Origin of the sequence: Akkermansia sp. 54_46 (assembly GCF_001917295.1) — a bacterium.
Taxonomy (GTDB): Bacteria; Verrucomicrobiota; Verrucomicrobiia; order Verrucomicrobiales; family Akkermansiaceae; genus Akkermansia; species Akkermansia muciniphila.
The window spans coordinates 224,839-238,570 of record NZ_MNUD01000035.1; the positions used below are offsets into that span (position 1 = coordinate 224,839).

11 protein-coding genes are annotated in these 13,732 nt (G+C 53.9%); 5 read left to right on the forward strand and 6 right to left on the reverse strand.

Annotated features, from left to right (window positions below; genetic code table 11):
- Positions 1-75: 75 nt before the first annotated feature.
- Positions 76-3,564: an autotransporter domain-containing protein gene (locus tag BHW66_RS10325; RefSeq protein ID WP_286689024.1), complete on the forward strand. Its 3,489-nt coding sequence runs from the start codon at positions 76-78 to the stop codon at positions 3,562-3,564.
- Positions 3,565-3,721: 157 nt separating this feature from the next.
- On the opposite strand, the gene BHW66_RS10330 is transcribed toward BHW66_RS10325, so the two are convergent.
- Positions 3,722-4,924 carry a cysteine desulfurase family protein gene (locus BHW66_RS10330; protein ID WP_164907684.1) on the reverse strand — a complete coding sequence of 401 codons (1,203 nt, stop codon included), beginning with the start codon at positions 4,922-4,924 and terminating at the stop codon, positions 3,722-3,724.
- Between the two features lie 70 nt (positions 4,925-4,994).
- Between BHW66_RS10330 and BHW66_RS10335 the strand changes: the two genes are divergently transcribed.
- From BHW66_RS10335 to BHW66_RS10345, 3 genes are all read left to right on the forward strand, one after another.
- On the forward strand, positions 4,995-5,669 hold the full coding sequence (locus BHW66_RS10335) for a phosphopantothenoylcysteine decarboxylase (RefSeq protein WP_022396473.1): 675 nt from the start codon (positions 4,995-4,997) through the stop codon (positions 5,667-5,669).
- 81 nt (positions 5,670-5,750) lie between these two features.
- On the forward strand, positions 5,751-6,872 hold the full coding sequence (rsgA, locus tag BHW66_RS10340) for a ribosome small subunit-dependent GTPase A (RefSeq protein ID WP_022198491.1): 1,122 nt from the start codon (positions 5,751-5,753) through the stop codon (positions 6,870-6,872).
- Positions 6,873-6,925: 53 nt separating this feature from the next.
- Positions 6,926-7,894 carry a retropepsin-like aspartic protease gene (locus BHW66_RS10345; protein ID WP_102734863.1) on the forward strand — a complete coding sequence of 323 codons (969 nt, stop codon included), beginning with the start codon at positions 6,926-6,928 and terminating at the stop codon, positions 7,892-7,894.
- Here the strand turns inward: BHW66_RS10345 and BHW66_RS10350 are convergent.
- Genes BHW66_RS10350 through BHW66_RS10360 form a run of 3 tightly spaced genes read right to left on the reverse strand, consistent with a single transcriptional unit; the run spans position 7,878 to position 10,554 of the window.
- Entirely contained in the window at positions 7,878-9,164 is a 1,287-nt protein-coding gene (locus BHW66_RS10350; protein WP_102732383.1) for a glycosyltransferase N-terminal domain-containing protein, read from the reverse strand. The two genes, BHW66_RS10345 and BHW66_RS10350, sit on opposite strands and share 17 nt — an antisense overlap.
- A 1-nt stretch (position 9,165) precedes the next feature.
- Entirely contained in the window at positions 9,166-9,741 is a 576-nt protein-coding gene (locus tag BHW66_RS10355; protein WP_128154869.1) for an RsmD family RNA methyltransferase, read from the reverse strand.
- Between the two features lie 36 nt (positions 9,742-9,777).
- Positions 9,778-10,554 carry a hypothetical protein gene (locus BHW66_RS10360; RefSeq protein WP_102732385.1) on the reverse strand — a complete coding sequence of 259 codons (777 nt, stop codon included), beginning with the start codon at positions 10,552-10,554 and terminating at the stop codon, positions 9,778-9,780.
- A 58-nt stretch (positions 10,555-10,612) separates the two neighbouring features.
- On the opposite strand from BHW66_RS10360, the gene BHW66_RS10365 reads away from it, so the two are divergent.
- The gene (locus BHW66_RS10365; protein WP_128154867.1) at positions 10,613-11,056 is read left to right on the forward strand and encodes a hypothetical protein; all 444 of its coding nucleotides are present in this window, start codon (positions 10,613-10,615) and stop codon (positions 11,054-11,056) included.
- A gap of 105 nt (positions 11,057-11,161) precedes the next feature.
- Here BHW66_RS10365 and BHW66_RS10370 read toward each other — a convergent pair whose 3' ends face one another.
- Complete coding sequence (locus BHW66_RS10370) at positions 11,162-12,088, reverse strand: polyphosphate kinase 2 family protein (protein ID WP_102732387.1); 927 nt, start codon at positions 12,086-12,088, stop codon at positions 11,162-11,164.
- 51 nt (positions 12,089-12,139) lie between these two features.
- Positions 12,140-13,588: a hypothetical protein gene (locus BHW66_RS10375; protein ID WP_128154865.1), complete on the reverse strand. Its 1,449-nt coding sequence runs from the start codon at positions 13,586-13,588 to the stop codon at positions 12,140-12,142.
- Positions 13,589-13,732: the final 144 nt, after the last annotated feature.

Here is a 13,732-nt window from a genome sequence, read left to right on the forward strand (position 1 = left end):
GGAAATGAGTAAAGTCAGGCTTGTTTCAGAATTGTATAAATAAACGAAAAACACCATAGATTTTCTGCAATAAACATGGAAAAGATTGCTGCTTCCCTGTTGGCGACAGCTGGTATTGCCTGCGCCCAAACATACAACTACGATTCCTCCTCTGAAACGCTTGTGATAACAGGCAAGGGCAATACGGTTGCCGACCGCATTACTCCGGAAGAACCAATAACCCCCGGGAGCACAGTCCCTGGGACTTCGGAAATATTCGGAGACACAAAAGAAATTATCTTAAAAGACGTTTGGACATCTCCAGATTCGATCCGCATTAAATATGTGGAGCCGACTTCTGAGGGAAACAACACGACGCTGAAATTGGAAAATTCGCGTTTGGGCGCATCGGGGGACTTTGATAAAGGCGGCACGGGGTTAATCCTTATTTTGGATTCCCAGTCCCGTCTTGATCTGTTCGGAAACCGCCTCACCAACACAATCAGAATCGAAAACCAAGGCCACATAAGTTGCAGCAACAGCACTGTAAGGGAAAACTCGTATTTGTGGGACAACAAGACAACCACAGGTTCTTCAGGCGTTCTGGGCGGAAGTGGATATTATAGATTCGGGAACGTTTCCTCTATCGAGACTGATAAAGATTTCGGACTCATCAAGACCAGCGGTCAAATTACAGACCTCGAAATTTCGGGAATTTACAATGTGGACGGGAATTCCGCAAAAACAATCGGCGACGACGCCTACATCGTGGGTGTGAACACGTCGAGCAGTTCTGACGGGCAGGCGATGACGATTTCGGGCTCACTTACAATCGAGGCAAAACAAGGCACGGGGATAGGTATACTGGCCAACCAGCTCGGCAGCGACGACGTTTCGCTCAAAAATGACTATTCGGGCCAAATTTACGTAACAGCAAAAGACGCCTTCGGTGTAAAAGTTGGTAAAAACGCGGCCAAGGACCCCTCTGCGGCGGGCGACATCTACTCGCTTTCCGTAGGCGGACTCGACATCAATAACACAATCACTTCGGGCAGCACGCAGGGCGAAGCAACGGGTATATACGCAAAAAGCGTCAAGCGCGATTTGACAGCAGATGCAATCACAGTAGAGGGGTACACCAGTGCAACCGGTATCCATCTGACGGAGGGCGGCCGCAACCTCACCATATCCGATATGCAAGTAAGCGCGAGAAACGCAACAGCAACAGGCATAATCGCCGCGCGAGGCATAGATACCCCCGTTCCCACAGCCGGAAAACTCGAAAACATCAGGATAGATAATTTGGAGGTTTCAGGCGGCGCAGATGCCACGGGTATCTTTGCAAACTCCATTACAAAATCGGGCCAAAGTGAAAACATCATAGGCAACATTACGGTTTCGTCTGAAAACGGATTGGCAACCGGTATTTTCGCCGATAACGCTGACATCAACCTCGGCGGCAGAATCCTATCCTCAAGCGCACGCTTCAACGCCTACGGAATTTGGACGGAAAACGAGCTTTACTTAAAAATGTTCGATGGTTCGGAAATCTCGGCAATCGCTGCAAACGAACACTCCATCGCCCAGGCAATCCGCTCGAAAAACCTCTATCTGACATTCGAAGGCAGAGCGACGATAAACGGCGACATCATGGCGGACGTCGGCATGATGCTAGACAACGGATACAATGTAGTCGTCAACGGCAATATCGAGGGTAGCCATCTTTTCACAGAATCAACAATCGGCACGGTTTCAGGCAAAATGAAATTCGACTCGGTTGCCGGCCTGAACATTACCGCATCAGTGGGTTCGCTCGAAATCGGTACGTCGGGCCAGGATTCGGGGTATATTAACGTCAACACAGTCGAGACATCAGCAAACATTTCAAACGCCGTTTTGGTGACAATCGAAAACGCAAACGGCAACGTCTCGTTCAACTTGGTTAATTCGGCGAGGGTAAACAACGCCGTTGGCGACATCTCAGCAACAAATGTCACTAACGGACTGGTAGTCGGCGATGTCGGCAACATCCGCGTAAGCCGTACGAATGTCCATGTGCTTGACGGCAAAACTGTGAGCGGCGACATCGTTTCGACGACAAACCTCATACTGACAAACGCCGGTTCGGCAACACTCACGGGGTCAGTTTCGGCGGGCGGGAACAGACTTACGATAATCAGAGACTTCGGCATAAACTCCTCAGCCGCGACCGTAATCAGCGCGGGGACACTCGCGGGCAATGGCTTGCGCGGCACCATCAACAACCACTACGACAACATCTTCGGTTTCTCCGCAACCGACGACTCTTCGGGAAGCCTCACCGCCGCAACCGCCTTGAAAGGCACGCACGACGTCGTCTCGAACAACATTTCGGGCATGATCGACGGCGACTTGGATCCTTTTGAAAACACCTACATCACCGTGAAGTACGTCAACGTCGGCAGCAATGTCGGCTACGAAATCAAGAAGAACACCTATCTTGCCGAAGCAGTTGCGACAAACGAATTCGAAAAGGCGTTGGCAAAAACCTACGACGATCTTGAATACATCGACGGCGACGACGCGGCGAACGAGGAGGCAGTTACCAAAAAACGTAATTTCGCCGCAATGGTAAAAAGCGGCACACTGGGTGCGATACTTCCGCAGTCGGTAGTGCACAGCGTGCGCATGAACATGGATCTTGCCGACATAATCCACCTCGACACGCTCAACCGCACGAGCGCGGCAATCGACGGCCTCGGCGCAAAAAGCAGCGGCACGGAAGTTTCGGGGGGGCGTTTTTCAGGCATTACCGTCCGCAACATAAACAGGTTTGCCACCTACGGCGGCGATGAAAACATGGATGGGTCGAGCGACTATATTTCGGGCGGCTTGGTGAATTTTGAATACACGGCGGGTAACACGTTTCTTGCGGGCTTCGGCTTCGGCGGTTTTCAGGCAAAATCGTCAGGCAAGGGCAACTGCGGCAAGGCGGAAACCCAAAGCCTTGCGGTCAACGCCTACACCGACTGGCGGTTCTTCGGCAACTTTGACTGGTACTTCGGCGCGACCTATGCTTTCGGCATGAACAAAGCCGAAAGGATGAACATCCTGAACAAAAGCAAAGCCGATTGGAATTCAAACCTCATCGGTGTCTTCACGGGCGTTCGATACGCGTGGAAGCCTTTTGCCGACACCGGATTTTACCTGAAACCCACAATCGGCGTAAACGCGGACTTCCTGATGAACCCGTCGTTCACGGAAAAAAGCGGGGAAGAACGCATGAGCGCGGAATCAGAAAACTATACAAGCGTGAAGTCGCTTGTGGGAATCGAGGGCACTTACGCGTTTTCAAACGGCTTCTACTTTACGGGCAGAATGTTCTACACGCACGAATTTTGCGACGACCGCTACGGAGTAAACGCCATGCTCGGCTCTTCCTTCATAAGGGTAAGGGGCTGGAAAATGGACAGGGACGCTGGCGTATTCGGCGCAGGCATCGGATACAGCATCACGGAACAGTGGAGCGTCTATGCCGACTATGCCGCGGACGTTTCGGACAAAGTGCGCCACAACGTCAATATGGGCGTCACGTTTAAATTTTAAGTCGATTCGCGAATGAGCAAAAAATCCGCAATATATTTCTGCCGCAATAGAATCGCCTCATAAACATCTGTAAAAGCATTGATAGGGAGGGAGCCGCTGATACTGAGCTCCGGTGTCATGGAACACAAACGGCTTTCTGTAAAAGCGCCCCAGCCTCTCAGCCCTTCCATTCTGGCCTGTACACGAGCACCGGGCCGGTACGCGAAGACTGAACGCCGCGCACCTTCCGAACGGCGGAGCCCACCAGGGCGGCAGCCTGTTCCACCTCCTCCTGCGTCGTCATGAAAGACAGGGAAAAACGCAGGGAGGAACGTACCGCCTCATCAGACAATCCCATGGCCGTCAGCACGTGGGAAGGCATCGGCTGCAGCGTATGGCAGGCAGACCCAGCCGAACACAGCAGGCCGGCAGGTTCCAGCAACAGCATCAGCGCTTCCGCCGTACATCCGTCAAACGCCAGATTGGAAGTATTGGGAATACGTTCCGTTCCGCCGGAATGCACCGTCACGCCGCCCACCTGTGCCCGCAGGAGAGACTCAAAAGAATCCCGCATCCGGGACAGCCGTCCGGCGTCCTCCTCCAAGTGCCTCAATGCCGCCCGCGCCGCCGCACCAAAACCAATGATTCCCGGAACATTCTCCGTGCCGGACCTCAAACCGTACTCCTGCCCCCCCCCGAACAGCAAAGGGGAAAAAGGAGCCCCCGCTCTCCTGTACAGACATCCAATCCCTTTGGGGCCATGGAATTTGTGTGCGGATACGGAAGCATAATCCACTTCCATTCCATGCAAATCCACGGGAATTTTTCCGGCGCACTGCACTATATCCAAATGCACGGGAACTCCATGTTTCCCGGCGGAGGAACACAAAACCGCCGCATCCTGCAATGCGCCTGTCTCATTATTGGCCCAGGCAAAAGAAACGCCGGACACGCCCCCTGCGCACATGGACTCCCATTTTTCCGGAACCGCTCGCCCTTCCCTGTCCACAGGGCAGACACAGCCGCTGCCCAGGGCCAGGGCCGTCTTCAAGGAGGCGTCATGGTCCGTGGACAAAACGCCTATCCCTCCCTCCCGCTCCCCGGCCATCTGGCGGAAAGCCATATTAGACGCCTCCGTTCCGCCGGAAGTAAATACAATTTCCGAAGGAAATGCGCCCAACAGGGCGGCAACGGCCGCACGGGCCTCCTCCACCGCCTCACGCACATGTCTGGCACAGCCGTAACCAGCGGACGGGTTGAAAAACCGTTCTTTTAAAAACGGCTCCATGGCCTCGTAAACCTCCGGGGCCAGCGGTGTGGTAGCGTTATTATCCCAATAAATCACGCCTTCATAACTCCCCCAATCGCGGGAAGGAGTCAAGCCGGAACATAATGCGCAGCTGCACAAGATCACTCTTCACTTTTACCCGTGATTCCGCATAATGCCTCTCATGCGTTTTCTTATCACGGCAGGCCCCACCAGGGAAGCTATTGACCCCGTCAGATACCTCACCAACCACTCCTCCGGAAAAATGGGGTATTGCCTGGCGGAAGCGGCTGTTCACGAAGGCCACAGCGTCCTTCTCATCTCCGGCCCCACTTCCCTGGACATCCCGCACGGCGTGGACTTCCTGCCGGTTGAATGTGCACGGGAAATGTATGATGCTGTCAAAAACCAGGCTCCCTACGCCGACGCCGCCATCCTCAGCGCCGCCGTAGCGGATTATCGCCCCGTTTCCGTTCCGGACCGCAAAATCAAGAAAACGGGGGAGCGCATGATTTTGGAACTGGAACGTACTGCGGATATTCTTGGCTCCATGCGCGCGGAATTCGGCTTCAGAGGCATTCTGGTAGGCTTCGCGGCGGAAACCCATGACGTGGAAAATTACGCGCGCGGCAAACTGGAACGCAAGCGGTGCGACATGATTGTGGCCAACGACGTTTCCCGCAGTGACATTGGTTTTAACTCCTCTGAAAATGAAGTGCTGCTCGTTTACCCGGACCGGACGGAGCTTTTGGAAAAAGCGCCTAAAACGCAAATTGCCTTTCAAATCATTGAGCGCGCATGCCGTCTCGCACAGGGAAAAGCTCCGTCATGGCGCACGGCAGACCCGTTCCACGCTTGAACCGGAAGAAGGTTTGCCCCACGATCCGATGTCGGCATGTAAATGCCGGCGGCCTTTCCCAAAACTACATTTTCCATTTTCATGCCCGTCACTCTTCAGGATTTAGGCTGGAACGACCACTTTCAACGCGCTTTCGACGCCGTTGCCAAACCAGGCTGGATGCCGGGGCGTCTTATCCGGGAAACAAAAATCAACTTCACTGCTCTTCTGGACGGCGGGGAAGATGTGGACGCCGTCGTCAGCGGCAAACTCTGGCATGATGCGGCAACGGATGCGGAACTGCCCGCTGTTGGAGACTGGGTGGCGATTGATCCGGGAGAAGCGGGAGACGAAGCCGTCATACGCTCCATTCTCCCGCGCCAGACCTGTTTTTCCCGCAAAGCTCCTGGGAAAAGCAGCGCGGAACAGGTATTGGGAACCAATGTGGATATCGTGGCCGTAGTGACGGAGCCGGGAACGGACTTCAACCCCAGGCGCATGGAGCGCTACTTTACACTCATCCGCCGCAGCGGAGCATCTCCTCTCATCCTGCTTAACAAAACGGATCTTTTTTCCAGGGAGGAAGTGGAAAAAGCCATGCAGATTCTGCGGGAGCTCTCCCCGGAATGCGCCATAATCAGCATCAGCGCCCTGCACAACAGGGGAATCACGGAATTCCGCAAATGCCTCTCCAAGGGAAAAACCATCTGCATCGTCGGCTCCTCAGGCGTTGGAAAATCCACCCTGGTCAATACCCTGCTGGGGGATGAATGGCTCTGGACGGGTGAAGTCAATGAAGTAACCGGCAAAGGGCGCCATACGACAGTGGCGCGGGAGCTGGTGCTCCTCAAGCATGGAGGTTTGCTGATTGACAACCCCGGCATACGGGAAATCCAGATGTGGACTGATGAACATACCCTCCGTGAAAGCTTTGCGGATTTGACGGAGCTGGCCCATGAATGCAAATTTGCGGATTGCAGCCACGGTAAAGATTCCGGCTGCGCCATCAGGAAAGCCGTGGACGAGGGGAAGCTGGACAAGGAGCGGTACTTAAACTTCCTGAATTTGGAAAATGAAATCGCCCGGCTTGCCAAACGTCAGAAAAAAAGGCAAATGAACGTGGAACGGGCCGGAAAAAGAGACCGGAAAGTGCAGGCCCGGAATTATGAAGACCGCGTGGAACTGGAACGCCGCCACAAACCCAACCACCGTAGCCATGACTGATTCACCGTCAAAATTGGCTTGTCAAACTGCAAAAACGCACCTAATGGTGAAGAATGCTATTTTCACGCAGCCTCATCCGAACTTTCCTGGCTCTTCTGGCATTGGGGGCGCTTCCCTTATCCGCAGAAGAACAGCCGGTTCCTGCTCAAGGCGGTCCCGCCGTGTCCATTACTGACCTGAAGCCCGTAAAGCTGGAGAGGGATGCCCACAGCAAGCTTCTTGTAGCGCAATGCACTGTCAATGGAGTCCCATGCAATCTTATTGTGGACACGGCGGCCTCCCACACCACATTTGACATCAAATTCATCAAAAAGAATTTTCCCGGCCTGCCGCTTGAAGACGTTCAAATCGCCCCCGGTTCCAACGTCCGTGCCGCACCACGGCTATTTGCCATGCGGTCCTTCTCCATGGGCGGGCTTCATATTAAAAACTTCTTCGGCCTTGCCCTGGATCTTACTCCCCTGCAAAAGGACATGCAGGTGAAGATAGACGGCATCCTGGGCATCAACTACCTGGGGTTCTCTCCGTTCCTGCTGTCCGTCAGGAATGCTTCCCTGCAGTTTCTGGAACGCTCCCGCTTCCCCCAACACATGAAACCGCTGGATGTGGAACGTGATCCTTCCGGAATTTTTTACATCCGCTGTTCCCGGGGAGGAGACACTTTCCCGCTGGCTCTTGACTCCGGCTCTTCTCTTTCCATGGCCCCGCTGAAACAGTGGCCCGCGGATCCGAACGGCAATCAGCTCACCACCAAGGCGACCGACATTAACGGACACAATGGGGACTGTACTGTCATGAAACTGGGTATCCCCTCCACGCTCCGCATGGGACCGGACTTCCAAATGGACGGCCTTTCCTTCGCCGTAACGGGAACAGGGGGCCGATACCAGATCGGCGTGGATACTTTCCAGCATTTTGACATCATCATTGATGCTCCGCAGGGGGAAGTCTTCGCCCTTCCTCCCCATTCCAGGCCGGAACCCCGGGGGCAAAAAGCCCCCGATATCAAACAGGAATCTTGAGCATGATGCAGATCATGCGAATGGTCCGGGCGGTAGCGCCGAAATGGGCCTTCAACGCCACCTGGGCGCGGGAAGACTGGGCATGAGCCAGCAGGGGGTTGTCCAGCATCTCCTTGAGCACGTCCGCCAAGCGGTTTTCATCACATCTGGCAATTCCGTCCACTCCTTCAAGCAGCTGAACCAGTGCATCGAAATTTTCCATATGAGGCCCCGTCAGCACGGGCACACCACAGGCGACGGCTTCAGCCGGATTCTGTCCACCGTCCGCCAAAAAGCTTTTTCCGATCACGGCTACATCCGCCAGAGCGGTCCAGTCCCTCAATTCCCCTGTCGTATCCGCGATGTAGCAAACATGATCTTTCAGGGTTTCCGGAATCTCGCCATCAGTCCGCAGCACGCACTGCCAGCCCTGGGCCTCCAGTTCCCGCACCACGGCATGGCGGCGTTCCGCATGCCTGGGCACGATCAGGGGGAAGCCTCCCGCCTTGCGCGCCGCTTCTGCGATCAGAACTTCCTCCCCGTCATGCGTGCTGGCGGCCAGCACTACAGGCTTGCCGCGTTTCAGTTTGTCCAAAATGGAGGCAAACTCCGCATTAGCCTCCCTGCGTTCCGCCATTTGCTGGTCAAATTTGATGCTTCCCGTCACGTGGATGATGGAGGAACGCACGCCCACGGATTCAAACCTCCGGACATCCCCCTTGTCCTGTACGCCCATCGCGTCAAGGAAGGAAAAATAATACTTTGAAATCCATTTAAATGCGCGGTAGCGGCTCTCGGACCTGGCGGACATGCGGGCATTAATCATCGCCATGGGTATGCCGCGCACCTTGGCTGCACGGGCAAAATTCGGCCACAACTCAGCCTCCACCAGGACAATGGCCTCCGGTTCAAAACGGTCAAAACACCTCCCCGGCAGACCCAGAAGGTCAAAGGGGGCGTAAATCACGCGCACGCCGGGAATCTGCGCACTCACCGCCGTAGCATGCCCCGTAGCCGTACTGGTGGCCAGCACGGCGGAACCTCCGCGTTCCCGGAGCCACGCCCGGAGAAACTTGAGAGCCAGCACCACTTCACCCACGCTCACGGCATGCACATATAACACCCCTTTCGGCTCCCGGTTATAGGAGACCCGGTACAGCCCGAAACGCTCCAGAAGCCCCGTGCCGAATCCGCCTCTCCTCTTCTGCTTAAGCAGATAGGAAGGCAGCGTTACCAACCACCCGACGGTATACAGGATATTGTAACAGAGGGAAAACAGGAAGGCTTTCATCTTACTTCTCAGGCAATTGGTAGAACAGCAGCATATTTTTCCCGTACCGGCGGGTATCCACCAGATTCAGGCCGTCAATTTCCGCGGCGCCTTCCCTTCCGGTACCCCAGCCCTCCTGCACTTCCGCAATAAACACGCCACCACTCTTCAATAGTCCGGCAACTCCGGCCTCCGCCAGTTCAACAATAAAGTCGCGGTCCGCCGGCCCCTTGCAATAAGGAGGATCTGCAAAAATAATATCGTACTTCCTGCCGGCCAGCAGTTCCCTTTTCACGAACTGGACGGCATCTCCCTGGATGACAGTTCCGCCTTCCAAGCCCGTCTTGACGAGATTGGCCCTGGCCGCCGCGCAGGAGAGACGGGAAAAATCCACCATGCGGGCGTTTCCGGCCCCACGGCTGAGGGCCTCCAGGCCGAAAGCGCCGGACCCGGCAAATAAATCCAGCACGTCGGCCTGGTCCATCAGCGGGTTCAGGATGGAAAAAACGGCTTCCCTGACCCGGTCTGTCGTGGGACGAACCTCCCCTTTGGGAACAGACAGGGTTATGCCGCCGGCCTTTCCGCTGATGATACGCATTGTTGTCTTACCGGAAATGAAAGGAACATCATATCCCTACTGGCGGGCCTTGGCCTTGGCCTTTTCCAGCAAAGGGTCACCCGCGATGCGGGTGACGGGAACACGCAGAACGATGGACTGGTTGGCAATGGCAACGTTGTCCGGGTTCTTTTCAGACATGTTGTAAACGAAATAGGCATACTTGCCGTCCTTGGTCTTGCCCGCAATGATAGTCTCCGTCAGGGTGGAAAGAATGGTTTTCTTTTCCATTGTCCATTCCTTGCCGCTCCATGCGCCGTATACATTCAGCTCGTCATAGGACACGTCCCCTTTCAGGGTCAGGGTTCCGTTGGGAGAAATCCATGACTTGGTGCTGGAATCATACTTCAGCGTGCTCATCGGCAGCGGCCCCTGCTGCGCCACAGCAGCCAAATCCCAGATATTCCGTTCCCCCGAGGCGAAAATACCCAGGGCCACAGGGGCCACTTCCTGCACCTGCTTCAGCTTCCAGCACTCCAGGTACTTGGCATATTCGTCTTTGGTCCAGCCCAGGCGCTCATCATAAGGAACGGGCTGGCCGGGGACAATCTGGCCGACAAGCTCCTTTTTGTCCTTGTCGGGCAGGGAGGCGAAAACGCCGTCTATCTTTTCCATAAACGGCTGCAGGCTTTCATCAAGCACAACGCTGACGGCGGCGGCTTCCGCCATTTTGCCGACCGGGAGATATTCGTCAACTATTTCCGGCTTTTCCGCTGCGGACAGGGAAGAAGCCAGAACGGGAACCATCAGAGCTAAAGCCAGATTGCGGAGCGCTTTCATAACGTGTTCGTACATTTTACTCAACAAAAGACCCTTGGCAAGAGTCAAAGTGAGTGTTATCCGTATGTACATCATGAGTTGGAAGTTACTTTTCACTACCCTGTCCGCCGCTCTGTGCCTTGCTTCCTGCGTGTCCACCCCGGCATCGCGCATCCAGAAAAACCCGGCCCTTTTCAATTCCCTCCCGCCCAGCCAGAAAACACTGGTGGAATCCGGACAAATTGCTGAAGGAATGTCTCCGCCGGCCGTTTTCCTGGCCTGGGGGGACCCCTCCGCCGTAGCGGAAGGCCACCTTAACGGGAAATCCGCCACCCGCTGGATTTATTCCTCCCTCCAGCCGGTTTACACCCCTCCCCCCTCTTTCTGGGCCGGCCCCTACTGGGGCGGTCCCTACTGGGGGCCGGGCTTCTACCGTCCCTATTATCCTTATTACAATGATGTCACCTATGTGCCGGTAAACACCGGATACGTGCTTTTCATCAACGGCAAGGTGCAATCCTGGGAACGCAGACGCTGACGGAAACGGAGCCTGCCCCAATGGCACGGAATGCGCCGGCGCAGCAGAAGGAGGGCAATCTCCCTCTGACGCGCCGTTTTTCTCTCCGCGTTTCCGAATGCCGCTCTAATCCCCGCCCCTGGACAGGGGGCGTTCCAGTTCCTCCCGGAATTTGGGAAAGAACTCCTTCAATTCCCCGGAAACCTTCGGATATTCCAGCCTCATCTCCGCCAGGGCCTCCACAATGGCGCACAAGCAGACGAGCCGGGAATACCATTTGTTGTCCGCCGGCACCACATACCATGGAGCCTCCCGGGAAGAAGTATGGCGTATCATCTCCTCATACGCTTTCTGGTACTGGTCCCAGAATTCGCGTTCGTGAATATCCCCTTCAGAAAACTTCCAATTTTTGTCCGGAGTATCCAGCCGTGCCAAAAGGCGCTTTCTCTGTTCCTCTGGGGAAAGGTTGAGGAATATTTTCACAATGCTCGTCCTGTTGGCGAGCAGGTGGCGTTCCAGGTTATTGATGGATCTGAACCTCTCCTCCCAGAAAGCACTCTTGGCATGGGAGGGATTAAATCCCTCTCCGGCCAGAAACTCCGGATGCACGCGCACGCTAAGGACTTCTTCATAATAGGAACGGTTGAAAATGCCAATCATCCCCCGCCTGGGGAGGCGCGCTACGCACCTCCACAGAAAATCATGGCTCCGTTCCAGCGTGGAAGGCTGCTTGAAGCTGCTGACTACGCACCCTTGCGGATTGACGCCTCCCATCACATGCTTCACAATGCCATCCTTTCCCGCGCTGTCCATCGCCTGCAGCACCACCAGCAGCGCATGAGACTCGCTGGCATACAATACTTCCTGAAGCTGCTCCAGCAATTCGATGCCCTTTTCCAGCTTATCCACAGCCTCTTTCTTGCTGTCTTTGCCCAGCTTGCCGAGATCGCCGGGATCATAGCGGGACAACTTGAATCCCCTGCCGTCCGTCACCCGGTACGGTTCAATAAATTTCCTGCATCTTTTGACCAGGCGGGAAGAAATATCCATCATTTCTATAATGACACTGTCTCTTCTCAAAATGTTGAAACAACAGCAAAAACATCAATACCCCTCTCGTTGGGAGATTCCACCCCGCCGATAGACGACAAACCCCCGGCATAATTCGGAACGTTCATACTTGCCGGAAGACTCTATGGACTGGAGAAAAGCAGCATAATCGGATGGCCGGGAAACTACGATCACCTTATAATCAGACCATTTGTCCTTTAACGGGCCGGGAATCCATCCATAAAACTCCTTTCCGGCTCCATTGCATAAAAGTAAAATGTCAACATGACTGCTCTGCAATAATTTGCAATAAGATACCGCAGAGCGGAAATCTTCACGGCCATACAAATCATTGCAACGAATACGAATATCGCTCACCGCCCAAACAATCATCATTAATAGGAACAGGATAGTTTGGGCAATCCTGGGGAACGACCAATCCCATGACGCCACCAGGGACCAGGCCAGACACAATACAGGCAATAACGGCGCGCAATGCCGTCCGGAAAAACGGAAATCCATCATTTCCGTTCCATAAAGGAATACGGCCCCTGGAAACAATATCAACACCAGCAAAGCAGGAACCAAGGGCCTCTCAGCCCGCTTATTCCACAAAATGATGCCGCAGGCAGAACCGGCCAGAAGAATGGCGCCGGAGATCATCCCTGCCCCCAATCCGTTCATATTCCATAAAGCATCAGGAGTCATGCACATCCTCAATTCTAGACGGGAAGGCCCCATGCCGGCCAATCCCGATAACTCGTACATGGAAGCGCATGCATTGACTATCCAGGAGGAAGATATGGAAACCGCACGGGCGCCCAAGAAAAGAGTGTAAAGATAATATGCTCCCAACCCGGAAAATGGAAAAATCCACCAGAGCAGGGCTCGCCGAAACCTCCGCCCTCCAAACTGCCGGAATGCCATGACCATGAATGCCGCGGCAAAACCGAGCGCCCATACAACCCCTGTCAGGCTTGTAAGACATAAAAAAAACAGAGAACCAAAAAAGACATGGAATTTTACCGGTTCTCCCCGGCTAACCTGCCAAAACAACATGGAGACAGCGCAAGAGGCCGCTATCTGCAACATATAGGGCCGCAACTCGTTAGAATAATAAACAAAAAACGGTGAAATCAAAAGAATCACCAGCGCCTTTGGTTCCTTTCTGAAAAACCAGGATGATAAAAATACCCAAAATATATTAAATAACCTCAGCATCCATTCAGACTCCGCACCCGTCAGATGATGCCACAAAAATAAAAGGTAGTAATAAAAGGCCATTTGAGCATCGCTACCGCCAATTTCACAAATCTTCTTCCAACATCCCTCCATTCCCTGCTGCATGGCGCACAATGCAGTACAACATTCATCAATCCAAAAACTTTGGTTATTCAGGGAAAAAAAGAAAGACAAAAAAGGTAAAATCCACCAATATTTGATGCCCCCGTCATTGCCTTCCGGCGCCCTCTTTTGTCCCCTGCACATAGTGCAAGGCAACATAGCGGATTGTATATCCGCCGCCTGCTTTTTTACAGGAAGAAATCACATATCCATATGAATATCAATAGATAAATATGAAAATAGATTTGTTTTTTCTTCTTATCTCTGCAACTTTGAAAAGTTATTGATGTTTTTATCTTAGAA

What these genes read in the sequence shown, in the direction of transcription:
- BHW66_RS10350 (WP_102732383.1), bottom strand. Translation starts at nt 9,164, where the DNA reads ATGAAAGCCTTCCTGTTTTCCCTCTGTTACAATATCCTGTATACCGTC.
- BHW66_RS10325 (WP_286689024.1), top strand. Translation starts at nt 76, where the DNA reads ATGGAAAAGATTGCTGCTTCCCTGTTGGCGACAGCTGGTATTGCCTGC.
- BHW66_RS10365 (WP_128154867.1), top strand. Translation starts at nt 10,613, where the DNA reads ATGAGTTGGAAGTTACTTTTCACTACCCTGTCCGCCGCTCTGTGCCTT.
- BHW66_RS10335 (WP_022396473.1), top strand. Translation starts at nt 4,995, where the DNA reads ATGCGTTTTCTTATCACGGCAGGCCCCACCAGGGAAGCTATTGACCCC.
- BHW66_RS10375 (WP_128154865.1), bottom strand. Translation starts at nt 13,588, where the DNA reads ATGTTGCCTTGCACTATGTGCAGGGGACAAAAGAGGGCGCCGGAAGGC.
- BHW66_RS10355 (WP_128154869.1), bottom strand. Translation starts at nt 9,741, where the DNA reads ATGCGTATCATCAGCGGAAAGGCCGGCGGCATAACCCTGTCTGTTCCC.
- BHW66_RS10360 (WP_102732385.1), bottom strand. Translation starts at nt 10,554, where the DNA reads ATGTACGAACACGTTATGAAAGCGCTCCGCAATCTGGCTTTAGCTCTG.
- BHW66_RS10345 (WP_102734863.1), top strand. Translation starts at nt 6,926, where the DNA reads ATGCTATTTTCACGCAGCCTCATCCGAACTTTCCTGGCTCTTCTGGCA.
- BHW66_RS10370 (WP_102732387.1), bottom strand. Translation starts at nt 12,088, where the DNA reads ATGATGGATATTTCTTCCCGCCTGGTCAAAAGATGCAGGAAATTTATT.
- rsgA (WP_022198491.1), top strand. Translation starts at nt 5,751, where the DNA reads ATGCCCGTCACTCTTCAGGATTTAGGCTGGAACGACCACTTTCAACGC.